Genomic DNA, 24213 nt, shown 5'->3' on the forward strand with positions numbered 1-24213 from the left:
ACAGGAGATCCCACCATGAGAATCATCCCTTACCTGACCTTCAACGGCCAATGCAAGGAAGCCTTTGCGTTGTACAAGGAGGTGCTTGGCGGCGAGTTGTTTTCCATGTCCTTTGCCGAGGCGCCGGAAGATGTCGGCATGCCCAAGGACGCAAACCTCATCATGCACACTTGCCTGACCGTGGGCCATTTCAGCCTGATGGCCTCCGACTGCCCGCCGGGCCAGCCGTATGGCAAACCGCAAGGCGTGTCGGTTTCCCTCAATGTCGACAGCGCTGAGGAGGCCGAGCGGTTGTTCAACGGCTTGAGTGCGGGTGGCAGCGTGCAGATGGCCTTGGCAAAGACGTTCTGGGCGGAGCGCTTTGCCATGTTCGAAGACCGTTTCGGGATTGCCTGGATGGTCAATTACGAGGGAAAGCAATAAACAGGTATCCTGCGTCAGGCTGTGCAATAGCCATGTTTCCCATTACGCTGAAAACCCCGTACCCGGTAAAGCACCCAACAGCGTGAAGAAAATCATTCGAATCGATGACCTCCAGGTGTTCGTGACCACCACGGACGCCGGGAGCTTTTCGGCGGCGGCGCGGTTGTTGGACATCTCTCCGGCGTTGGCCAGCGTCGCGGTGCAGCGGCTGGAAGCGAGCCTGGGGGTGAGGTTGTTCGTGCGCTCTACGCGGCGGCTGCGTTTGTCGGACGACGGTGTGCGTTACCTGACCCATGCCCGGCAAGCGCTGGAGGCACTGGGGAATGGCGAGTTGGCCCTGGCACAGGGACGCGACGAAATTGCCGGGACGCTACGGCTGTCCATGCCTTCGGATATCGGGCGCAACCTGCTGCTGCCGTGGCTGGATGAATTCCAACAATTGCATCCCAACGTGCTGTTGCAGTTGCGTGTCAGCGACCAGGTGGCGGATCTGTTCACCGAGCACCTGGACGCGAGCATTCGCTATGGCCAACTGGCTGACTCAAGCCTCGTGGCCCTGGCGCTGGCGCCTTCCAACCGCAGGACTGTGTGCGCATCCCCCGGCTACATTGCACGCCATGGCCTGCCGAAGACCCCCGCGGAGTTAAGCCGGCACAATTGCCTTCGTTACGTGATGGGTGAACAGACTTTCGAGCGCTGGAGTTTTCAGACGCCCGAAGGAATGGAAATGGTCCAGGTCATGGGCGATCGCATCAGCGACGATGCCGATATCGTCAGGCGTTGGGCGGTATCGGGGCTGGGGGTCGTCTACAAGTCCAAGCTCGATGTCATGGACGATATTCGCGGCGGCCGCCTGGTGGAAGTTTTCCCGCCGGACTACGGCCAGCCGGCGCCGCTGCAACTGGTCTGCGCTCATCGAACCTCACTGACGCCCGCGGTCCAGGTGTTGAGGTCTTTCCTGGCCGCGCGCTTGGAGCGTTATATCAGCGGATGAGCGGGGCGCGAGGCCCCGCGCTTGTGGGGGAGCCCCGACAATCAGTCATGCGCGGCGAAAGCGGGCTCCTCGACACGTAACAAGACCCGGGTCACCCGACGCTCTTCAACTTCCACGACGGTCATGCGCCAGCCCTGCCAACTGAGGGTGTCGCCAATGATCGGCAGGCGATCCAGCAGGCTCATTACCAGCCCGGCAAGCGTCTGGTAATCCTCTGTCGCTTCAACCAGGAAGCCGATGTGCTCGCGAATCTGACTGAGATTCAAGGCACCGCTGACGAGAAAACCACCTTCCTGGGGGACGATGTTAGGGCCTTCGATTTCGCTGGCATCCGGCAATTCGCCGGCAATGGACTCGAGGATGTCGGTCATGGTGAGCAGGCCCACGAAGTCGCCGAACTCGTTCACCACGAACGCGATATGGGTCGACTCCTTGCGCATCTGTTCCAACGCGTTAAGGATCGTGAAACTGTCGAGCAAGTTGATCGTTTTGCGCGCCATGGCTTCCAGGTTCGGCTGGTTGCCCGCCAGTATTTCCTTGAGAAGTTCTTTCTTGTGGACGAAGCCCAGGGGCTCATCCACGCGTCCTTCCCGAATCAACGGCAAGCGCGAATACGACGAGTGCATCAGCGCCGTACGGATCTGTTCCGGCGTGTCCGCCAGGTCAATATGGTCGATTTGCGCGCGAGGCGTCATCACATGGCGGATCGGGCGCTCTGCCAATTGCAGCACGCCACTGATCATGACCCGCTCGCGTCGATGGAAAACCTGTTCGTGTTCACCGTCGGCCAGCATGTCGGCGATTTCTTCGCCAACTTCATCGGCACCCAACTGTTTGCCGCCCAGCAGGCGCATCACCGCATGAGCCGTACGCTCACGCATCGGCAGAAGGCCTTGCAGGCTTTTCTTGCGACGCGAGCGTGCCAATTGGTTGAACAGTTCGATCAGGATCGAGAAGCCAATCGCGGCGTACAAATAACCTTTGGGAATGTGAAAGCCCAGGCCCTCGGCGGTGAGGCTGAAGCCGATCATCATCAGGAAGCCCAGGCAGAGCATGATAACGGTGGGATGGCCGTTGACGAATTTCGTCAGCGGTTTGCTTGCCACAATCATCAAGCCGATGGAGAAAATCACCGCGATCATCATGACCGACAAGTGCTCCACCATGCCCACGGCGGTAATCACCGCATCCAGGGAAAAGACCGCATCCAGCACGACAATTTGCGCGACGATAGGCCAGAACATCGCGTAGGCGGCATTACCGGCGCGTTGCGTCACGTGGCCCTCAAGCCGCTCGTGCAATTCCATGGTCGCTTTGAACAACAGGAACACACCGCCGAACAGCATGATCAAGTCCCGACCCGAGAACGTCTTGTCGAACAGTTCGAACAGCGGGTTGGTCAGGGTCACCATCCAAGAGATGCTGGCCAGCAGGCCAAGACGCATCAGCAGTGCCAGGGACAGGCCGATGACGCGGGCACGGTCACGCTGCTCGGGCGGGAGCTTGTCAGCCAGGATGGCGATGAATACGAGGTTATCGATGCCGAGCACCAGCTCCAGCACGATCAAGGTCAGCAGGCCGAGCCATGCGGTGGGGTCAACGATCCATTCCATGGGTTATGCGTTCCCTTGGACGATCAGTACAAGGGGAGAGGGCTGCGACCGGAAGATACCCGGCGCTCGGGGGCGGAAAACAGTGTTATGGGAAATACGACTGGGAGGTTCCTGAAGCGTGTTCATACAGACCTGGCAATAATTGGGGAAGAAATCCTACAACGGTTTCCAACACTTCATACGAGACGATTTATTACAGAATCTGACGGAGCGACAGCCTGAAACTCTCGTCCAGGCAGTCCTCCGTCATTGGGGAAGACCATAGCGTTCCCCTTTTTACGATGCATTGCCGAGCATTCAAGCTTGGCCAGCGGCCTCGCGGACGAAATCATCGTAGGTGCGTAGAGGGCGTCCCAGAATGGCTTGCAACCGTTCGACCGTCCCGTCTTCGGCCTGCATGCCAAAGGCCTGGATGCCGGCCATCATCAGGCGCATGTCGTACGCCAGCCAGCTGGGGCCGAACGATGCCATCTGTCCTTCGAATGCGGCCACGTCGTCACCGCCATAAGCGACTTCGCGACTCAGTGCCAAGCTCCAGGCCTGTGCCACGGCTGCACCGGTCAATGCTTGCGGGCCTACAAGTTCCAGCGTGACGCGGTCGAGGGCAGTGGGGGCACGGTCCCGTCGCAGCAACTCGGCGACGGCGACATCGGCGATGTCGCGCGCATCGATCATCGAGACGCCCTTCGAGCCGATCGGCATCGGGTAGACGCCGTAGTCACGGAGGGTCTGCTGGACCATGAGCTCGTTCTGCATAAAGTAAGCCGGACGCAGAATGGTTGCCGGAACGCCGTGACTTTCGATCATCCTCTCGACCGTATGCTTGCCGGTGAAATGCGGAACGTTGGTGAACTTGTCGGCATGGATCACCGACAGGTAGACGATGCGCTCGATACCGGCTTCGCGCGCCAGGTTCAGCGTGATCAGTGCCTGTGTCACCTCATCGGGCGTGACGGCGTTCAGCAAGAACAACGTACGCACCGATGAAAGCGCGGCGCGCATGGACGGTACGTCGGTCAAGTCTGCGATGACTTCGGTGACGCCTGCAGGGAAGTCCCGCTTGCCGGCCTGGCGCACCAGCGCTTTTACCTCGGCGCCCGCTTCGGCGAGCCGCGCAGTGATAAGTGAACCAATGGTGCCCGTGGCGCCGGTGATCAAGATGCTCATATGAATCTCCTGTCGTGGATATAAGGGAATGTGTTCCCCGATGACAGGACGATAGGTTGTTGCAGGTGTAAAACGAAGACGCCAATATGTAGACACATTGTCCCGAAAATGGAACACCATGAACCTGAACGCGCTGATCGATTTTGCCTTGGTCGCCACCAATGAAGGGCTTGGAAAGGCCAGCCGGGCGAGCGGCAGGTCGAAAGCGACCTTGTCGCGGCGCATTGCCGACTTGGAGGAGCAGTTGGGCGTCCGGCTGATCGAGCGCAGCGCCCGTGGCTTGAAGCTCACCGAGGCTGGGGAAATGCTGATTGCCCGGACCGAAGGCCCGTTGGGCGAAGTGATCGAGGCCATGACGGCGGCACAGGAAGGGCTGTCCACGCCGCGCGGACGCTTGCGGGTGGCTGCCCCGGTGTTGTTTTCGCAACTGGCGATGGGGCGCATTGGGGCTGAGTTCTGTGCGGCCTACCCGCAGGTTTCGCTCGATGTCGTGGCGGAGGATCGGTTGGTCGACTTGGTGGAGGAACAATACGATGTGGCCATCCGGATCAACCCGAGCCCGGACAGCAGTCTGGTCGGAAGATGTTTCGCCAAGGACCGGTTGGTGGTCGTGGCCGCGCCAGGAATCGCCAAGCCGACACGCGGTGCGGTCAGGCCGGTTCCCAGTATCGTGTTCTCGAACTTCCAACCGACCCACTGGAATCTCGATGACGGGCGCTTGATCCTGGAGCCTGTCCCCAAGCTATGGTTTTCCTCGTTCCTGATGATTCGCGACGCGGCTATCGCCGGGGGTGGGGCGGCACTCATTCCGCAATCCATCGCCGGTAGCCAACTTGCACGTGGCGAGTTGGTTCAATGGGGGACGGTATCGGGAGTTGAAGCGCAGCTCTGGGTGTTGCACACGTCCAGGCGCCTGGCGGCACCGAAAGTTCGCGCATTCGTCGATTTCATGTGCGCCAGGTATCTGGACATGTCATTGGTGCTGGAAGGATAAAAGACTGCACGTCAACTTAGGGTTATGGCTGTTCCTTCACCTTCGTAGAGACGACCGCTTCGTAACTTCCCGCGGGTGCTACTTCGTTTGTCACCCACAACCGCTCACTGCGGCATTTATATTTAACGCCTTTGCGCGGCACCATTTCCCTGGCCGTGTCGACACACATTTGCCTGGAGGCATAGGTGGGTCCGGTTCTTCGCTCTTCGACACAGCCTTCCATGCCACTACAGATCGTCATGACAAGAAAATAGACAGTCATCATCTAATGTTGCTCCATCGAGCGATGCGGTTAGTTACGTCCTGTGTCAGCGCGGATGAGCGCCTGAACGCACAGTGATACCCGGCGGATGATGAGCTTCCCCCCGAATCTTCAGCAATGGACGCCAGCGCCACCTGTCGGAAAAATGGCACCTTATTTAAAAATTTTTATAGGTGCCATTTCTGTGACGGTTTGTTGGCGCCACGAAGGCTGCCATGAAGCATTTTTTATACCCCTGCGAGGCGGTGCTCAGCGGCATATTCGGGACGGTGAAAAAGCGGTTTTTATATAAAATAACTCAGCGTTCCTAACGTGAAGAAACGGGCCTTGGCGCCTATGTTTACACGTCCAATAGTTGAAGTTTCGGGTCGTTCGAAGTTATTCAATTAGCCTCGCGAAGTTACAGCGGAAGAGTCTTCGAGGACGGGGCTATATGGACAAAATCTGTCCACTTGTCAACGTGGTTTCAGCCCCTATTATTGGCGCACTGAATCGCCAAGAAGAGGGTGTTATGGGGCAGTTATTTGAAGGTTGCATAAAGGTGATCGTTCCTTGTGGTTCGTTGGGGGCGGGTGTTCGCGAAGAAGAAATTGCTTATGGGTTGGCGGCGGGGGCGCAAGTCATTGCTTCGGACGCCGGTTCCACCGATAGCGGTGCGGCTTATCTCGCTCTTGGAAAATCCAAGAACAACCGAGGCGCGGTCAAGCGCGACCTGACAATTTTAATGAAAGCCCAAGCGCAATCCGGCGTGCCGATAATTGTCGGCACCGCGGGGCAGGCAGGCGGTGATCTGAACTTGGATTGGACGCGAGATATTGCCCTTGAAATTGCTGCAGAGTTGGGCGTGTCGCCAAAAATAGCGCTCATCTATTGCGAGCAAGACAAGCAGACAGTTAAAAAACTGAACGCTGAAGGTCGTATCAAGCCGCTCCCGCCTCATGGAAGTCTGGAAGACGCGACGGTGGACAGTTGTGAACACATTGTCGCAGCGCTTGGGGTGGAACCCTTTCTCGCCGCCCTTGATGCTGGCGCGGACATAATCCTGGCTGGTCGTTCCACCGATACTGCGGTCATCGCCTGTTATCCCATCTGGAAGGGCGCGCCTTGGGGGCCTTCCTGGCACGCCGGCAAAACCGGTGAATGCGGCGTGCAATGCGCCGTCAACCCGACACTTGGATCGGGCATCCTGCTGAGTGTTGATGCGAATGGCTTCGAAGTCGAACCCTTGAGCCAAGACAATCAGTGCACCCCTCATAGCGTATCGGCCCACATGCTCTACGAGAACAGCGATCCGTTCCGGTTGATCGAGCCAGGCGGCATCTTGAATGTTGCCCAGGCGCGTTATACCGCTCTGAATGGCCGCGCCGTTCGAGTGGAGGGTTCGCGCTGGGAAGAAATGCCCTACACCATGAAGTTGGAAGGCGCCTCGGCTGGTTTATATCAAACGATCATGCTGGTGGGCATCCAGGATCCCGATGTGCTCAATGATATCGATGGTTTTCACGATCGCTTGCTCGAAGCCCTCCATATAAGAACGCGCCAGTCCATACCCGCCGAGGAACTGGGCGAGTTTCATATTTCCCTGCGGATGTACGGATGGAATGGCGTTACGGGTGCAGCGCCTGCTGTCGGGACATTGCCCCCGCCTGAAGTGGGTATGTTGTTTGTCGCAACTGCCGCGACCCAGGAAATGGCCAATACAATTGCTCAAGCCTGCAATCCTTATTTTTTCCATTACCCCAGTGTCATGGGCAAGGAACTGCCTTCCTATGGGTTTGCCTTTACACCGGCCGATATACCTCGCGGGCAGATATTCGAGTTCAAGTTGAATCACGTCGTGCAACTTGAAGATCCATTGGCGTTGGTGCGTCTGAAATGGATTGATCTATCAAACAAGTCGACGGCTATACAGGAGCTTGCACAGTGATCAAGTTGCGTGATGTCTGTCGGCATGTCCGATCCAAACAAGCGGGGCCGTTCTGGATTACTTTCGATATCTTCTTCAATGGGCGCGAGAACTTTGAGCGTTATTCCGATTGCGCCGCACTTTCTCCCGGGCAATTCGCGAGGCTCTACGGCACCGATCCCGAACAAGTCAAGCGCGTTGCCGTGCCCGACCTGGAAATGGTCAAGATCTCTTATCCGCGGGCAACGCCGCAGGGGGGCATGGTCGAGCGCGACATGCATGCCGGCCAGCAATACGTCCGCCTGCTCGACGTGATGGTCGAGTAAGACTCCCTACGCCCAGTGGCGCCTGGATTTGTTCGCCTCACGGACGAGGCCTGACCCACCCATACCTGAGGTAACCATGACGGACTCGACCGTTGCTATGCGGCTGGCGCAATACGCCCACGAATTCAGGAAGCAAAGGCTACCCGTAAAAATCATCCACCTGGTGCGCCAGCGCTTTATCGATAGCCTGGCCTGCGTGCTGGGCGCTTATGGGGCGGACCCGGTAACGGCTGCCGTGTGTTACGCCGCCGCCAACACCGCGAAATCCTCCAGCGTCTTCGGCACGGATTTAAAAACGACGCCGGAAATCGCCGCCTTCGCCAACGGCCTGATGGTCCGCTTCCTCGACTATAACGACGGCTACATGGGCAAGGAACCGGGCCACCCCAGTGACAACATTCCCGCCTGCCTCGCGGTGGCCCAGGCCGAGGGGGCAACGGGTGCCGAGCTGATTTCGGCCATTGTCCTGGCCTACGAGATCCAGATGCGGTTGCAGGATGCGGCCAGCTTGAACAAGCGTGGCTGGGACCACGTCAATTACATCAATGTAGCGATGGCGGTGGCGGCTTCGAACCTGATGAAACTCGACGTGCTCCAGACTGAGCAAGCGATCAATATTGCCCTGAGCGGGCATCTGGCGATGCGCCAGGTGCGCAGTGGGTCGTTGTCCGACTGGAAAGGTTGCTCTGCAGCCAATGCCGCACGCAACGCCATTTTCGCCGCCCAACTGGCGCGCCATGGCATGACGGGGCCGTCGCCGATCTTTGAAGGTGAGATGGGCTTCTTCAAGCAGGTTTCGGGACCGTTTGAGCTGGATACCGATCGTTTTGGTACGCCTGACAATGGCGATTACGCCATATGCCGCTCCCTGACCAAGACATTTCCCACCAATGGCGAGCTGCATACGGCTGTCTGGGCTGCGCTGGATCTACGCAAACGGATCGACGGGGTGGGAGAGATTGCCGCCATTACCATCGAAACCTCGGAATTCAACCGCCGAGTGCTGGCCGATACGCCGGAGAAATGGTTGCCGAAAACCAGGGAAACGGCGGACCACAGCCTGCCTTACAACGTCGCCCGGGCATTGCTCGATGGCGACATCACGATAGGCTCTTATTCTGCTGAAAAAATTGCCGACCCAGCGGCGATTGCCTTGATGGACAAGATTGTCGTCGCTGAGGATCCGGCGCTGACGGCACTGTTCCCACGGCACCTGGCCAATCGTGTCAGTGTGACCCTGCTGTCAGGCAAGCAAGTGGTGAGTGAGATGATCACCGGGCCCGGATCCGTCGAAACCCCGATGAACGATCATGATTTCGAGCGAAAATTCGTACGCATGGCCGCGCCGCATATCGACGCAACGGCCCAGGCCCGAGTGCTGGGGCTCGTTGCCCGGCTTGAAGAACAAGACGAGTTCGAATCGCTATTCGCGGCGATGACGGTCTCGTAACGGGATTGGCGCTCCCAACGGGGCTCGCAGGGAGCGGCCAAGCTGGGGCTCAACGGCGGCCGATTCTGGTCGCCGTCGGCAAGGTCCCCGTATACCGCGCGCGGGGTCGAGCGTCGTGGTGTTGGTTGTATTGCTCGCTGGCGTGGGCTATCCAACCGATCGAGCGACCGACGCCCGCCAGGGAAATTTCCTGCCCGCGCAGTCCCAGTTTCCGGCCAATGAAACTCACCATGAGAATGAATTCTGGTGGGTAGGCAACGAGTTCCGAGGCCACTGAAAAGGCTTTCTGCAGCTTGGCAAACTCGCTGTCGCCGTCGAATACCGCAGTCAACGCCGCCAGGAGATTGCTGGCGCGCGGGTCATTGATTGAATGGACATTGGCGCCGAACCCGACGATATGCCCCTCCTGGCTGTAGCGCTGCAGAATGGGTTGGGCCGGGTCTGGGGCCGTGCAGATTTCCTCGATCATCCTGCTGGCGGCTTCATTTCTTCCGTAGGCGACCTTATGGCCCCTGGCCGCTGCAAGCCCGGCGATCACCGCGTAATAAGGCGTAGCGCCGGTAGTGGCGGCGACGCGGACGCTGTGGGTGGCGTGGTCCAGTTCATGATCGATACTGAGAATCAGCAGGCGCCGGATCAGGTCGGCATGGGCAGGCGGGGCGCCGCAGGCCTGGGTGATGAATTCATGCAAGGGTTGCGTGCTCGGTTCGGTCGCACCCACCACCAATGCGGCAAACCATCTCACGACGTCGGCGCCCGTGCGGGCGTAACTGTCGGTGGAAAGATCGAACGCCTTCGGGTTTTCTCGCTGCACCAGGGGGAAAAGCGCGATGGCTTTCTCTTGTGCGGACATGTGCTCATAGATCTTCAACAGCTTGGCAGCATCGTTGGGGGCACGAGGCAATGACGTGCCGAAGGCCGAAGGCACTTGCCAGATCAATTCGGCGACCTCTTCAACCGTTGCGTGATCAGCCAATTCGACGACGTCGTGTCCCCGGTAGAACAGCCCGTCATCGGTGATCAGCGTAATCGCACTGTCCGACGGCGACAGCCGTTTCGCGGCATGTTTCTCGCCCGCCGGGACTTTTACCAAACGCTGGATGTCCTCGGCCCAGTAGCGACGTTTGGGCGAACCGGCAATCTTGATCGAGCGGATGTTCTTGCGGCTGACATAGGCGTACAGCGTCGCAAGGCTGACCCCAAGCAGGGCCGCGGCTTGCTCTGCCGAGAGGTAGAGGTTTTCTTGATCTGGCATGACGAATCCGATCAGGTTGATTGGGTTTTGTGCATGTTTATTAAATATACCGAGATTTCATCAATGTCTATCGGCGCGTCAATTTCTTTGGGATCAGGGCAAAAGTTGTACGCAGGGTTCGCAATCGATCCGCCGCCAAACAGCTGGATGTTGACGAAAAAAATCAAGATTTACAGCCATTCCACCCCTATGTAGATTTCGGCTGCGCAAGAGCTGTTCACATTGATTTTCGATGACATCGATAACAATAAAAACGAGAAGGTGACACGCATGGCTTGGTTAGGTTTCGCAATGGTCGTCACGTTTATGGCATTGATCATAAGCAAGCGACTTTCTGCCGTGACGGCACTCATCCTCGTTCCAGTTGCTTTTGGACTGGCCAGTGGGGCAGGGCCGGAATTGGGTGGCATGGTGATGAACGGCGTGAAACAGGTCGCGCCCACCGCACTGATGTTGATGTTTGCAATCTTGTACTTCGCAATCATGTTCGACGCCGGGCTGTTTGAACCCGTCGTGCGAAAAATCCTCCGCTACGTAGGCAATGATCCGCTTCGCGTGGTGCTGGGCACCGCGCTGCTGGCCACGGTTATTTCTTTCGACGGGGATGGCGCAACGACGGTGTTGATCGTAACGACGGCGTTCCTGCCGCTTTACCTTCGCCTCGGCATGAATCCGCTGATTCTCGCGCTGATGCTTCTGTTGACCAATACCGTGGTCAACCTTATTCCCTGGGGAGGGCCGGTGGCGCGAGCCGCCAGTGCGCTTCATCTTGATGTCGCTGAGCTGTTCCTGGGCTTGGTGCCAGCCATGTTGGCGGGACTGGCCTATGCGTTCGTCGTCGCCTTCTGGATCGGCCGCAAAGAGCGGCGGCGTTTGGGTTGGACGCCCGCGTCCAACGTCGCCACAGAGGCCGACCCCGCACTACCCATCCTGCAATCTGAAACGCATAGGCCTAAGCTTTTCTGGATCAACCTCGCGTTGACCGCGGGGCTCATGTACGCCATGGCGACAGGCCTGGCGCCTTTACCGATGTTGATGATGGTCGGTTTTTCCTTGGCGCTGCTGATCAACTATCCGCGCCTGGCGGAGCAGAAGGCCAGAGTCGCGGCTCACTCGGAAAGTGTCCTGATGGTCATCGCCCTGATATTCGCGTCAGGTGCATTCACCGGGATCTTGTCAGGCACCGGCATGGTCGATGGCATGTCCGAAAAGATCGTGCATTTGATCCCGGAAAGCGGCGGCCAATATTTCAGCATCATCACCGCGCTTGTCGCCTTGCCGCTTAATTTCCTGTTATCCAACGACGCGTTTTTCTTCGGGATCTTGCCCGTGCTCGGGGCCGCCGGCGCCGAATACGGCATCGACCCCATGCACATCGCTCGCGCATCGGTACTGGGTCAGCCGGTGCATGCATTGAGTCCATTGGTCGCGGCGGTTTATTTGATCAGCGGAATCATCAAGCGCGACATGGGCGACATGCAACGCTATTGCCTGCTCTGGGCCATAGGCAGCAGCCTGGTGCTGATTGTTACGGCTGTTATTACCCGGGCAATTATCTGATTCATTGATTCGCTACGCCAAAGTTTAACGGACGCCTTGTTCGCGTCTGCTCACGTCAAAATAAAAATAATAGATGAGGTGGTCGATGAAATCGATTAACGCCGTCGCGATGACGTTCCTGTCAACATTGTTTATGTCTGATCTTTGTCTGTCGGCGACGATCAGTCATCCGGAAAGGTTTCAGCAGGAGGGAAAGTTGAATGCCTATCTTCGCTCGATGTATATCAACACGCGGATCTCCAATGACTTGATCGAGGACCGTTTTGGTGGTTTTCCGGATGGCTCGGAGCTGGGTGGGACAGGGGTCGGCGCAATACTGGACTATAACTCCGGTTATTGGGCCGGGGTCGTAGGGTTTGACGCCTCGTTGTATGGCGTGGCGATGATTGATTCAAAAGACAATGGCCGAAACTTGTTTGACGATACCGACGGTACCAACGGCGGTTTCGCAAAAGTTGGGCAGAGTTACTTCAAGTTGCGTTATGAAGGCAACGGTTGGGATGCCGACACTCAAGTCGGCCGGGGCCGGTTCGATGCGGGGACATTGGTCACGCTCGATACTCGAATCGTTCCCGGTTCCTACCAGGGTGGCCGCGCCCATTTGAATTTTACCGAGATGGGGATCGGTCCGCTGCCCGGTACGCTAGGGTTTGAAACCGCCTACATCAACCGCACATCCCCTCGGGACAGGGAAGAATTCGAACACCTGCTGAGCCAGACAGGCGAGGAAATAAAGGATCTCTACACCTATGGCGTCAAGTACGACTTGAAGGCCATCGAGCTTGGTTTCGACCAAGGTGTGTCGCGAGACTTCAATAAGAACACGCGTTATGGGTTGACGCTCAAAGCGCCGCTTGGCGATAAAGCCGGCATCGTGTTCGACACTCAATATTATGAATTCGAAAAAGCCGGGCGGATCTGGGAGCGTGATTGGCAGTCCGGCCAGGCCGCCTATGACGATGATGCGACGTGGCTGAACATCAATGTCGGTTTGTTGCTCGACAAACTTCGCCTGGGCGTTTCATTTTCCGAGACGCACGCGCAGTTGAGCAATGGGCAACTGGGTTACGCCTACTTTGACCACGGCGATAACGTCGACGGAAGAATGGATGCGTGGACACGCTCGGGTAACGATTTTAATAACGATGGCGAACGAACCTGGCAACTAGGCGCCGAATATGACTTGAGCGGGAATTCGTTATTGGGTGCTTCATTGGACGGTTTCAAAGTCATGACTATCTACAAGCAAGGTGAGTTTGACGCCACCGATCCCTTTAGCGGCCGGCGCACGGACGTGACCGAGCGGCAAAATGAATACCGTCTCTATTACCGCTTCGATGAAAAAGAGTACGCGGGACTTTCGGTGGGCTTGATTTATATCGACTACCGAATTGACCAGGACTTCGTTGCACTTATCTCCGCGCAAGCCGACAACGTCGTCAGCGGCTCCGAGGCCCGCGTGTATCTGGATTACGCGTTTTGATCATTGGATACCGATATCGGGAGGCCCGAGATGTTTGAACCTCGCCATAAAGTAGTGGTGACACAGCGATTCTTCGACGCCATGGCTAGCGACTTCCTCAAGAGCCATGGCTGTGAGGTCGTCGTCGCGGAACTGGCTCCGGGGCAAGCCGACGGCGACCTGAGTGAACGCCAGCTGACGGACCTCCTGGCGGATGCCGACGGTTGGATCGTCGGGCACGCGAACATCACGTCCAGCCTGTTGGCTTCGCTCCCGCGCATGCAGGTCATCGCCCGTCGCGGCGTGGGCTACGAGCGGGTCGATACGGCAGCGGTAGCAGCGGCGGGGAAGGTGGCGACCATCGCTATCGGCGGCAACGATGCCAGCGTCGCCGACCACACCGTCGCGCTGATGCTCGCTGTGTGTCGTCAACTCAAGCAGTGCCAACTGGGGTTGGCCGCCAACGACTGGTCGATCCCCCTTGGGGGCGATTTGTACCGTAAAACCGTGGGCGTCATCGGGTTGGGCCGGATTGGCCGGGGCGTCCTGCAGCGCTTGTCCGGCTTTGAGGTCAAGCCGCTGATTTATTCCCCTCGCCCGGGTAGCACCCAAGCCGACGGTTGCTTTGTTGGCCTGGAAACACTGCTCGAGGAAAGCGATTTCATCACCCTGCACGCACCGCTCAATCCTCAAACCCACGGGCTGATCGATGGCCGTGCGTTGGCACTGATGAAGCGCTCCGCAGTGCTGATCAACACCGCGCGCGGCGGATTGGTACGCGATGTGGATCTACTCGATGCCCTGCGAGAAAAGCGCCTGGCGGGAGCGGGACTCGATGTTTTCGAAAGCGAGTCGGACCCCAGGTGTTCTTCGGTCACCGAACAACTGATCCAGCTCCCGAACGTCATCGTCACGCCCCATGCCGGGGCGTCCACGGTCGAGGGGCTCAACCGCACCAACCTGATTGCCGCCCAATGCGTTGCAGCCGTCCTGGAAGGCCGCAGCCCGCCCAGCCATTGCGTGATCGCTGACGGACGTCGCTGCGAAGGTCAGCCATGAGTCGCGCTGGAAGCCTGCCGGTGGACACACGGCCGCCGGTTCATGCTGATTTGCTCGCCGTGGCCACGGCGCTGCATGAACAAGGCTTGCTGCCGGTCGTTCAGGGGGATGTGCAAAGCGTCCGTGCGCAACTGGAACGGATCAATGCCTGGGCGGCACGCCGCAGCGTGCCGCTGTCCTACGAACGCACCTTGGGGTTCGCCGTCGATGGCCGGACGGTGCCCTGCAAGCTCTATTGGCCGGAAGGCGATGAGACGCCTTGCTTGATGTTCTACTGCCATGGCGGTGGATTCCGCCACGGGTCGCTCGCCGGCTGGGACGCGCCGCTGCGCCAGTTGGTGCGCGACAGCGGCCTGGCGGTGCTGTCCATCGACTACGCGTTGTCGCCGGAGTATCGCTTTCCGGTCGCATTCAACGAAGTGCTGGCGATCGTCAGCCGGGTCATCAAGCTGGGGACGATCACCGATTGCCCGGTACGCGGTTATGCCCTGGGCGGAGATTCGGCAGGCGCCAACCTCGCCCTGGGCGCTGCCATCGCGCTGCGTGATGCGGGAATCGATGCGCTGCGGCAGTTGTTGCTGTTCTACGGCAGCTACTCGCGGGACATGACCTCCGACTCCTGGCAGCGGCTAGGCGGATACGCTGGCCAGAACCTCTCGGTCGAGACGATGAGTGCCTATTGGGCGAGCTACCTGGCCAGTGATGAAGATGACTGGCGCGTGCAGCCGATCATCGCCGACTTGGCGGGCCTCCCACCGGTGCGATTGGTCGTTGGTGAACTGGACCCGTTGCTGGATGAAAACCGCGAACTCGCGAATCGACTGAGAAGCGCGGGCGTGGCGACGAGCCTGCAAGTGCTCGCAAACATGACCCACGGGTTTGTCCGGTTCAACGAGGTGGCCCCCGTCGCGCGCAACGTCATTGCTGCGCAGGGCAGCGCCTTGCGCAAGGCTCTTTCCGGTCAGGCGAAGGTTTCATGAATATTTTCCGAGTCGCGTTCCTCACACGAGTCTGCATCGGTGCGTTCGTTGTCGTGACGGCCAATGCCATGGCGGCCGGTACGCTGCCGGTCGGCCCCGCGGCAGGCGATATGACGCTGTCGCCGTTCTATCGCTGGGCAGGGCCGATGCCCGGATTACCCGGTGCCGTGCTGCGAAGCGAGACCCTGCCGGTGCAGCCGCAGATGCCCGCCGCCGCTCAGGCCTTGCGCCTGCTCTACAGCTCCACCGACTCACGCTGGCACTCCGGCCTCGTTCCGGTCAGCGGGGCGTTGTACCTGCCGGCGGGCAAGCCTCCCGCCGACGGTTGGCCGCTACTGGCCTGGGCCCACGGTACGCTGGGGATCGCCGATGTCTGCGCACCGTCCTGGGCGGGATGGCGCGAGCGTGATTCGGCCTATATCAACCGCTGGCTGGCCCACGGGTTCGCTGTTGTCGCCACCGACTACCAAGGCTTGGGAGGGCCGGGGCCGCATCCCTATACATTCTGGCAAGCCGAGGGACGCTCGGTGCTGGACTCGATCCGCGCCGCCCGGGCAATCAGGCCAGGGCTCATCGCCAAGCGCGTGATCCTCGCCGGACAATCCCAGGGGGCAGGGGCGGCGCTGGGCGCGGCGATCCTCGCTGGCAGCTATGCACCGGAACTCCCCATCTTCGGTGCGGTGCTCACCGCTGCGAACAGTACGTTCCCCCAAGGGCCGATTGCGCTGGCGCCACGCCAGTCCAATACCCTGTTCCTCGCGTTGGCGTCCGGCGCCCTGGGCGACGACGGGCCACGGATAGAGGAAATCCTGACGGACGATGGCCTGGAACTGCTAAGGGTCGCCCGGCAAAGTTGTACCCGGGACATCGCCGCCAAATCCAAGGGATTGCAGATCGGTTCATTTGCCGAGCTTCTGACCATCGCTCCCGAAGCGTTGACTGCGCTGCGCACCCCGATGACTGATATGCCCCAGGCGTCGGTTGCCTTCCCATTATTCATTGCCACGGGCCAGGCGGATCGAACCATCACGCCAGAGCGCCAGTACGCAGTCGCGGCGGCCTTGTGCGACGCCGATAACGACGTCACCTGGCGCACCTATGAAGGCCTGGGGCATGACGGCGTGCTCCATGGCTCGTTGGACGATGCCTTTGCCTTTGTCGAGGCCCGGCTCGACGGGTCAGGCCATGGCTCCAATTGCTCCACCCTGCAAAGGCCTGGTCCGCCGGGTGCGAGAAATCCGGACGCGCCGTTCAACGGTGATTGAGCGAGCAATGCGTTTTGTAGATGGATACACGATTGCAACGAATGTCGGTCCAAAGCCTCATATGACTAATAAGCGCCGGCCCTGAGCCCAGGGGCGGTGCGACTTTTTCATCACGACAGGCGATTTTTTTATGACGATGGCTGAGAAAAATCATGTCGACTGGCTGGTCGAACAATCGATGCTTCACGCTGCGAGACAGCGAGCCAAGCTTTACTCGGGGCATGGTCGCTTGTGGCAGCAGCCCTTCGCGCATACCCGTCCTCGCGATGCGTCTGCGCTTTCGTCGGTATGGTTTACCGCGTACCCGGCATCCATCGTCACCCGTGAAAATGGCACGGTGCTCGAGGCGCTGGGAGACGAAACCTTGTGGCATGCGTTGTCGAAAATCGGTATCCAGGGCATTCATAACGGGCCGTTGAAAAGGTCTGGAGGGCTTCAGGGCACCGAGTTCACGCCAACCATCGATGGCAACTTTGACCGCATCAGCTTCGACATCGACCCCGACCTGGGTACCGATGCGCAGCTCCAGGCGTTGACCCGCATGGCCGCCGCGCATAACGCGGTGGTCATCGATGACGTCATCCCGTCCCATACCGGCAAGGGCGCGGATTTCCGCTTGGCGGAGATGGCCTATGAGGACTATCCAGGGCTCTACCACATGGTCGAGATCCGTGAGGAGGACTGGCCGCTGCTGCCCGAAGTCGGGGAGGGGCGCGATGCGCAGAACCTCACCGCGCAGCAAGTGGACGCCCTTCGGGACAAGCACTACATCGTCGGCCAGTTGCAACGGGTGATCTTCTTCGAACCCGGCGTCAAGGAAACCGATTGGAGCGCGACACCGGTCGTCATGGGCGTCGATGGCAAGCCGCGGCGTTGGGTCTATCTGCATTACTTCAAGGAAGGGCAGCCGTCGTTGAACTGGCTTGACCCGACGTTTGCCGCGCAGCAGATGATCATCGGCGACGCGTTGCACGCCGTAGATGTCATGGGGGCGAAGATCCTCCGTCTGGATGCCAATGGGTTCCTCGGCGTGGAGCGCAAGCTCGATGGTACCGCCTGGTCTGAAAGCCATCCGCTGTCGATTACTGGCAACCAATTGCTCGGCGGTGCGATTCGCAAGGCAGGCGGTTTCAGTTTCCAGGAGCTGAACCTGACCTTGGACGACATTGCTGCCATGTCCCACGGCGGGGCAGACCTGTCCTACGACTTCATCACCCGTCCGGCCTATCAGCATGCGTTGCTGATGGGCGACACGGAATTCCTGCGCTTGATGCTGCGCCAGATGCACGCCTTTGGCATCGACCCGGGATCGCTGATCCACGCGTTGCAGAATCATGACGAACTGACCCTGGAGCTGGTGCATTTCTGGACGTTGCACGCTCACGATACCTACCTGTATCAAGGCCAGACCTTTCCCGGAAGCATCTTGCGCGAGCACATCCGCGAACAGATGTACGAGCGCCTGTCCGGCGAGCATGCGCCCTACAACCTCAAATTCGTCACCAATGGCGTCTCTTGTACGACAGCGAGCATCATCACCGCCGCCTTGGGCATTCGTGACCTCGATGCGATCACGGCGGCCGATATCCAGCAGATCCGTCAGGTCCATCTCCTGCTGGTGATGTTCAACGCCATGCAGCCGGGTGTGTTCGCCTTGTCGGGCTGGGATCTGGTGGGCGCACTGCCGTTGCCGGCGGAACAGGTCGAGCACTTGATGCGCGACGGCGACACGCGCTGGATTCATCGCGGTGCCTACGACCTGGTGGACCTCAACCCGCAAGCACCGTTGTCGGCCGGTGAGATGCCCCGACCGAAAACCTTGTACGGCAGCCTGCCGAGCCAGTTGAAGGATCCGGACTCGTTCGCTTCGCAACTGCGCCGGATCCTGGCCGCGCGCCGCGCCTACGACATCGCCGCCAGCCGCCAGATACTCATACCGGACGTCGAGCATCCGGGGCTGTTGATCATGGTCCATGAGTTGCCGGCCGGCAAAGGCACGCAAATCACCGCGCTGAACTTCGGCTCGACGGCCATCACCGAAACCCTGCACCTGCCCGGTATCGCACCGGGGCCGGTGGTGGACATCATCAACGAGCGGGTCGAAGGGGACCTTACGCCCGAGGGTGAATTCACAATTACGCTGGACGCATTCGAAGGCTTGGCGCTGCGGGTGGTGAGCAGTTCGCCGATGATCTAGGGCGCAGGGAAGCGAGGAAGTGTATGAGAGTCAAAAGGAATCCGGAAAAAAGTATCAATGTGCCACTAATGTTATTAGCGTAGCTGCCGACACAAGCAGCATCGTTTTTAATCATAAGGACTTGATGCATGTTTTCTCATACGCTTCGTACCCTGGCAGCATTGACTGTGCTTGCCTGCCTGACGCTCACCGGCTGCGCCCACGTCCAACCCCCGGTACCGCTGGACAAACAGTTCTGGGATGCCAAGGAACCGACCATTGGCGTGGCCATCAACGTGGTACCCGAACCCGTCCTCGCGCTGACCGGCAACCAGGGACTGCTGGACCTGGCCATCAACAAGGGCGTCAACAGCAAGCTCAGCGATAATGTCGAGAAATGGCAGGTGCGTGACCTCAACACATTGCCGGACGCGATTGTCGCCAAGTTGCAAGCCAAGGGTTACAAGGCCAAGCGCATCAACGAGCCGGTGGATCTGAGCAAATACAAGGAAGTGAGTTTCCGCGAAGGCTACACCGCCCGCGACCTGACACCAATCAAGGCCACCTACGGTGTCGATCGCCTGCTGTTGGTCAACGTGATCGGGACTGGCGCCACCCGTAGTTATTACAGCATCGTGCCGACCAGCGTGCCCATGGCACAGGTGTTTGGGCAGGGCATGGTGGTCGATCTGGCCGATAACAAGTTGTTGTGGTTCAAGCCGTTTGCTGTCGTGCAGGCCGCCCAGGGCGAATGGGACGAGCCTGACTATCCTAATCTGACCAACGCCTTTTATCAGGCCATGGACTCGAGCCGCCAGCAAATGATCACGCCGTTCGAACAATGAACCGTGGATTGATGGCGGTCGGCTTGCTCGCCCTGTTGTTGGTGGGGGGATGCGCTCAGAAGCCGGCACCGCAGGCCGGTTTCAAATCGGCGGATGCGGTGTCCTACGTCCAGGCCCATGGCGTCAAGGTGGATCTACAACTGCCGCAGGCATTTGTCGGTGCCAGCACGGTGGTCGACGCCGAGGCCGCGCAGAAGGCTGCGTCGTCGAGCCATGCCCTGGTCGCCAGTTCCGGCAACAGCGCCGGGCTCGCCGGTTTGCTGGTTGCCAGCCTGATCAATACCCAGATGGGCAGCGGCAGCTTGCAGCGCGATGCGGAAAATACCGCCGCCAAGGAATCGCGCCCGCTGGCGGATCTGCTTGCTGGCGTGCCGTTGCAGGAGCGCCTGCAACAGCGCTTCCAGCAGGCGTCGCTGGCGGCCGGCCTCAAGCAGGGGACGGGCGACATCAACGCCCGGCTGGTCATCGAGCCTAAACTGATGCTTACACCTGATCGTGGCAGCTTCGTGCTGATCAATCGGGTGCAGGTCCAGGATATCGCCGGTTCGGCGCTGTATCGCATGCGCATCGAAGTCTCCAGCCAGCCGATCAGGCGCTGCGGCAAGCGTTGCATTGATGACGGCGAGCTGGATCTGGCGCAAGTGACGACAGTGCTCGACGAATGCATTGACGAGTCGATGCGGGTGCTGGCAGCCGATCTGATGTTACCGGCGCCGCCGGAAGCGGCCCAGGAAACCCTGCGTTACGTGCTGGATGGACAGCGCGTGGTCGAGCGCGGTTATCAGCTGGCCAACAACGGCAATTACTGGCGTTATCGCAACCTCTACGGCGCGGTAAAATCGGTGCCGGTGCCCTTCGAAGACGCGCTGACCCAGGAGCAGTTGCAGAAGGTTTACGGTCATTGACCGTGAATCGTTGCCTTGGTCCGCCAAGTGTCAGCGTTGGTCCAGCCAATATCGGTTGACCCCACCCCGCGCGCCATACACCGGATCCCGCTGAGGAAACGACAGCGTGTCGATATTTGCCAGCTGAGCCTCGCTCGGCGCTTCGCGGCAGATGTCGGCCTGCTGGCCGGGTGGGTATGCGCCTACCACGAGGAAGTCGTCGCTGGAGCCCAGGTTGCAATGCCCGGTACCGGCGGGTAGCAGCAACACATCGCCGGCCTTGACGTCGAGGACTTGTCCACCCGGACCGCCGATCATCAGTCGCGCCTGGCCGCTGGCAACGCCCAATACCTCGTGGCCTTCGGTGTGATAGTGGTGAAAATCATAAATCCCATAGCGCCATTGCGGCGGCCAGCCGTGGCTGCGGAACGTCTCTTCCAGGTGGGCGGCCAGGTCCGAGGCCTGGGCCGAAACTGCGTCACGGTAAACCAACACCGGCAGGCGCGGGTTATTGGGCACCCAGTCATTGCGCTCCAACATCAGGGTCTGGATGGAGTCCGACATGGCGTTCAGTGTGCTCATCGAAAAATCTCCAGGTCTGTGCACCTATAAACTGGACGATGTTTTCGAAGGAGGAGTTCAACCCGGCTGACGGCTACCGCCCGTCAACGTTCCTCCTTCATGATCCGCGCCACTTCGCCTGAAGCCTTGAGCGCTTCGAACGCGCGTTGGGCCTTGGCGACAGTCTCGTCCGGCGTGCTCAGGCTGAAGGCCAGGTAAACCCGGTGGGGCTGCTCATCAAGGGCATAGACTTCCTCCAGGGCTTCGAAGTCCACTTGGGCATCTTGGCTCATGAGGCGTGCGGTGTTCTCAGGCATCGGCACGAGCTGGACCTGGCGGTTCAACAGTTTCTGGAAGTTATCGTGATTGTTCGCCGACACGACCAGTCGGCTGAAACCACGTCCCTGCAAATAAACCTGCTTAGCGTCATTTCGTACCACGCCGATGCTGTACTGCTTGGCCTCTTCGAGGCTGCCGACCGTGATGCGTTCACCGCCTCGCAGCTTGTAAAGCCTGCTGGTGGACCGATGTATCTCCCCGACCCACTTGAACAGCTGTTCACGGGCCGGGGTGCGATCCAGCGGAAAGATCAGCACGTTGGGCTCGTGCAGCGCCATTTCATAGGCCCGCGCCCATGGATACAGCGCCATGTGGTGGTCGCTGAGACCGGCCTGCTTCAAGGTTTCCGAGGCGATACGGATACCGGGTCCGACCAGCTTCTCGTCTCGCAGATAGGCGTACAGCGAGTCTTCGGTGACGACCTCGATGGTCTCGGCTTGGCTTTTGAAGCTGATCAAGGCCAGGAGCACGCAAGAGTAGAGCATCAGACGGTGGCGCATAGAGACCTCATGGCTGGCGATGATGTCAGAGGGAAACGCGATTGCGCCCCTGGTGCTTGGCTCGATACAACGCCTGGTCTGCGCGCTGCATCAGTTGATCGAAATGATCCATGGCCTCGGGGTCCAGTTCGGCGACGCCGATGCTCAGCGTGACAAACGGCGAGACCGATGAGCCGCTGTGGGGCAATTCCCGCTCGGCCAGGGCGATGCGCAGCCGTTGAGCCGCGTCGCCAGCCTGTTGTGCATTGATGTTGGGCAGTACGACGACGAACTCCTCGCCACCGATGCGCGCGACCAATTCGCCGGAGCGCCCGAACACGTCACGCAGGATTTCGGCAATCTGCTGCAAGCACTGGTCGCCGTTCATGTGGCCGTAGGTGTCGTTGTAGATCTTGAAAAAATCCACGTCGCACATGAGCACGGCCAACGGCGTATGGTGGCGGACCGCGCGGCGAAATTCGATTTCCTTCAGTTCGTCGAAATGGCGACGATTAGCCAGTCCCGTCAAGGCATCGTGACGCGACAAGGCTTCGAGGGCCTGGTTGGCTGCCCGGAGTTCCGCTGTGCGCGCCTCGACCAGTTCAACCAACTGATCGCGGCTGGCGGCGATCGCCAGTTCGTCCGAACGCTGGCGCTCCAGGTGGGCATGCAGATTGTCCTGCAGTTCGTTGACCTGGGATTCGAGCAGGCTCAGTTCGTCCTGGCGGTCCACCGAGCGTTGCAGCTTGAGGTGATGCTTGAGGGTCTGCGGAGCGAGCTCGCCCAAATGCCGGGCAATATGCACCACGTGGATCGTCACCAGGCGATTGAACATGGTCATGACCAGCCCGGCGAGCAGCATCGATTGGATGATCTGCGTGATGACGATGCTGCGCGCTTCACCCCACAGGCGCTTCCAGAGCAGTTGGTTATCGCCTTCGATGGTCAGCTCACCGACTTTTTCATGGGCTCCGAGATAGGGCTGAGCGATTAGCTGGCGCTGCAGCACCGGTGCCGCGCCCGCGTTGCCGGTGGTGTAGCGATTGCGCTCAATGGTTTCCGGCGAACGGCCGGGCCGCAGGACATTGAGCACTACGCGTCCGACCGGCGCGGCATTCGCGACACTGTTGAGCTGCTTGTCCAGGGATTCGCTGTCCATTTCCCAAATGGCATGGGCCAAGGTGTCCTGGAACACCTGGTCGATCAGGCCAAGCTCGGAATTCATCTCCGCCAAATTGCTTTCCCAGGCCAGCCAGGTGCGCCACGTCACCATCGCCAGGGTAAAAAACAGGCAGAACAACAAGGTCGCCAGCACCAGGCGCCGTCCCAGGGAGCTGAGTGCCTTGGTCGGTGATCGGTGAGAGGAGCCCGGTCCGAAGTTGCTGTCCATCTCATAACCACTTGCGCGCGATGGCGTCGTAGACGCCGTTGCGACGAATGGTCTCCAGGCCGGCGCGGAATTTCTCGACAGTCTGTGCCGGTGTGTTGCGGCTGAACGCCATGTTCAAGCCGTCAGCGCTGCTGAGCTCGGGCAGTGGCAGCGACTTGATCAATACTTTTTCCGGATCTTCGCCATTCTGGCGAGTCAGGTACAAGGCGTTGAGTTCGTTGGAAATCCACAACTCCACATGATCGACCTTGAGCTTGCGGTAGTTATGTTCGTATTTGCTGCTGGACTGCAATTCCTCGCCGATGCGAAAACCCTTCGAGACGAGAAATTGCTCCCCCACGTCCTGATTGACGGTCGCGATCTGGTGACCGTGGGCATCGGCCAGGGAGTTGAGCTTCACCGGCCGTTCGGCCAGCGAGTAGATATACCATTGGGTCGGGGCGATGGCGCCGATCCATTGGAACAGGGATTCGCGCGCGGGAGTGCGGACGATCGAATAGATCAACACGTTGCTTTCATTGAGCGCCAGTTCGTAAGCGCGCGCCCAAGGCATGGGCTGGATCGAAGCCTCGACGCCGATTTCCTTGAGCACGGCCTCGACCACCTCGGTGCTCATGCCCGTCACTCGACCGTTCTGGGTCATGTTATAGGGCGGCAATTCCTCCGTCACAATGCGTAACGGCGGCTCTGCTGCGAGGGCCGATGCCGATCCACCTGCAATCAGGAGCATCAAGGCAACCATCGTCAGTAAACGGTTAAGCTGCAGAACCATTGATCATTACCCTATTCAACCAGCAGAGCCCGGCGAGGCCGGAGGGCCGCC

At 59.5% G+C, this 24213-nt stretch carries 21 protein-coding genes; 14 read left to right on the forward strand and 7 right to left on the reverse strand.

All coding sequences use genetic code 11. From position 1 onward, the window contains the following. The first annotated feature begins 15 nt into the window (after positions 1-15). Together HU742_RS10730 and HU742_RS10735 are read left to right on the forward strand one after the other, a co-directional pair. Complete coding sequence (locus tag HU742_RS10730) at positions 16-423, forward strand: VOC family protein (protein WP_186642472.1); 408 nt, start codon at positions 16-18, stop codon at positions 421-423. A 91-nt stretch (positions 424-514) separates the two neighbouring features. Then, positions 515-1417 carry a LysR family transcriptional regulator gene (locus tag HU742_RS10735; RefSeq protein ID WP_186642945.1) on the forward strand — a complete coding sequence of 301 codons (903 nt, stop codon included), beginning with the start codon at positions 515-517 and terminating at the stop codon, positions 1415-1417. Positions 1418-1458: 41 nt separating this feature from the next. Here the strand turns inward: HU742_RS10735 and HU742_RS10740 are convergent, their stop codons facing one another. Together HU742_RS10740 and HU742_RS10745 are read right to left on the reverse strand one after the other, a co-directional pair. After that, entirely contained in the window at positions 1459-3030 is a 1572-nt protein-coding gene (locus HU742_RS10740; protein WP_186642473.1) for a TerC family protein, read from the reverse strand. A 297-nt stretch (positions 3031-3327) separates the two neighbouring features. Continuing rightward, the gene (locus HU742_RS10745; RefSeq protein ID WP_186642474.1) at positions 3328-4197 is read right to left on the reverse strand and encodes an SDR family oxidoreductase; all 870 of its coding nucleotides are present in this window, start codon (positions 4195-4197) and stop codon (positions 3328-3330) included. A 118-nt stretch (positions 4198-4315) separates the two neighbouring features. Here HU742_RS10745 and HU742_RS10750 point away from each other — a divergent pair, with 118 nt between their 5' ends. The 4 genes from HU742_RS10750 to HU742_RS10765 all read left to right on the forward strand — a co-directional run bounded on the left by HU742_RS10750 (position 4316) and on the right by HU742_RS10765 (position 9135). After that, positions 4316-5191 carry a LysR family transcriptional regulator gene (locus HU742_RS10750; protein WP_186642475.1) on the forward strand — a complete coding sequence of 292 codons (876 nt, stop codon included), beginning with the start codon at positions 4316-4318 and terminating at the stop codon, positions 5189-5191. Between the two features lie 695 nt (positions 5192-5886). Continuing rightward, positions 5887-7380, forward strand: coding sequence for an acyclic terpene utilization AtuA family protein (locus tag HU742_RS10755; RefSeq protein ID WP_225923559.1), 1494 nt, complete (start codon positions 5887-5889; stop codon positions 7378-7380). Further along, positions 7377-7685 carry a DUF4387 family protein gene (locus HU742_RS10760; protein WP_186631574.1) on the forward strand — a complete coding sequence of 103 codons (309 nt, stop codon included), beginning with the start codon at positions 7377-7379 and terminating at the stop codon, positions 7683-7685. The genes HU742_RS10755 and HU742_RS10760 overlap by 4 nt, the downstream gene beginning before the upstream one ends. Positions 7686-7761: 76 nt before the next feature. After that, positions 7762-9135, forward strand: a complete 1374-nt coding sequence (locus HU742_RS10765; protein ID WP_186642476.1) for an MmgE/PrpD family protein — start codon at positions 7762-7764, stop codon at positions 9133-9135. Positions 9136-9184: 49 nt separating this feature from the next. Here the strand turns inward: HU742_RS10765 and HU742_RS10770 are convergent, their stop codons facing one another. Next, the gene (locus HU742_RS10770) at positions 9185-10390 is read right to left on the reverse strand and encodes a citrate synthase (RefSeq protein WP_186631581.1); all 1206 of its coding nucleotides are present in this window, start codon (positions 10388-10390) and stop codon (positions 9185-9187) included. 270 nt (positions 10391-10660) lie between these two features. Here HU742_RS10770 and HU742_RS10775 point away from each other — a divergent pair, with 270 nt between their 5' ends. The 8 genes from HU742_RS10775 (at position 10661) to HU742_RS10810 (ending at position 20642) form a co-directional block, all read left to right on the forward strand. Then, positions 10661-11950 (forward strand): CitMHS family transporter, encoded by a 1290-nt coding sequence (locus HU742_RS10775; protein ID WP_186632922.1) that lies wholly within the window; start codon positions 10661-10663, stop codon positions 11948-11950. 85 nt (positions 11951-12035) lie between these two features. Next, the gene (locus HU742_RS10780; protein ID WP_225923560.1) at positions 12036-13433 is read left to right on the forward strand and encodes an OprD family outer membrane porin; all 1398 of its coding nucleotides are present in this window, start codon (positions 12036-12038) and stop codon (positions 13431-13433) included. Between the two features lie 30 nt (positions 13434-13463). Beyond that, entirely contained in the window at positions 13464-14471 is a 1008-nt protein-coding gene (locus HU742_RS10785) for a phosphoglycerate dehydrogenase (protein ID WP_186642477.1), read from the forward strand. Further along, positions 14468-15451: an alpha/beta hydrolase fold domain-containing protein gene (locus tag HU742_RS10790; RefSeq protein WP_186642478.1), complete on the forward strand. Its 984-nt coding sequence runs from the start codon at positions 14468-14470 to the stop codon at positions 15449-15451. Before HU742_RS10785 ends, HU742_RS10790 begins: the two co-directional genes overlap by 4 nt. Further along, complete coding sequence (locus tag HU742_RS10795) at positions 15448-16716, forward strand: alpha/beta fold hydrolase (protein WP_186642479.1); 1269 nt, start codon at positions 15448-15450, stop codon at positions 16714-16716. The genes HU742_RS10790 and HU742_RS10795 overlap by 4 nt, the downstream gene beginning before the upstream one ends. A 130-nt stretch (positions 16717-16846) precedes the next feature. Then, positions 16847-18913, forward strand: coding sequence for a maltose alpha-D-glucosyltransferase (treS, locus tag HU742_RS10800; RefSeq protein WP_186631592.1), 2067 nt, complete (start codon positions 16847-16849; stop codon positions 18911-18913). 128 nt (positions 18914-19041) lie between these two features. Beyond that, positions 19042-19737, forward strand: a complete 696-nt coding sequence (locus HU742_RS10805) for a hypothetical protein (protein WP_186642480.1) — start codon at positions 19042-19044, stop codon at positions 19735-19737. Then, positions 19734-20642 carry a hypothetical protein gene (locus tag HU742_RS10810; RefSeq protein WP_186642481.1) on the forward strand — a complete coding sequence of 303 codons (909 nt, stop codon included), beginning with the start codon at positions 19734-19736 and terminating at the stop codon, positions 20640-20642. Before HU742_RS10805 ends, HU742_RS10810 begins: the two co-directional genes overlap by 4 nt. Positions 20643-20672: 30 nt before the next feature. Here HU742_RS10810 and HU742_RS10815 read toward each other — a convergent pair whose 3' ends face one another. The 4 genes from HU742_RS10815 to HU742_RS10830 form a co-directional block, all read right to left on the reverse strand. Next, positions 20673-21203 carry a cupin domain-containing protein gene (locus HU742_RS10815; protein ID WP_186642482.1) on the reverse strand — a complete coding sequence of 177 codons (531 nt, stop codon included), beginning with the start codon at positions 21201-21203 and terminating at the stop codon, positions 20673-20675. Between the two features lie 83 nt (positions 21204-21286). Then, positions 21287-22021 (reverse strand): substrate-binding periplasmic protein, encoded by a 735-nt coding sequence (locus tag HU742_RS10820; RefSeq protein ID WP_186631604.1) that lies wholly within the window; start codon positions 22019-22021, stop codon positions 21287-21289. A 25-nt stretch (positions 22022-22046) separates the two neighbouring features. Then, positions 22047-23390: a GGDEF domain-containing protein gene (locus tag HU742_RS10825; protein WP_186642483.1), complete on the reverse strand. Its 1344-nt coding sequence runs from the start codon at positions 23388-23390 to the stop codon at positions 22047-22049. 1 nt (position 23391) lies between these two features. After that, entirely contained in the window at positions 23392-24162 is a 771-nt protein-coding gene (locus tag HU742_RS10830; protein WP_186642484.1) for a substrate-binding periplasmic protein, read from the reverse strand. Positions 24163-24213: the final 51 nt, after the last annotated feature.

Origin of the sequence: Pseudomonas marvdashtae, assembly GCF_014268655.2 — a bacterium.
Classification (GTDB): domain Bacteria; phylum Pseudomonadota; class Gammaproteobacteria; order Pseudomonadales; family Pseudomonadaceae; genus Aquipseudomonas; species Aquipseudomonas marvdashtae.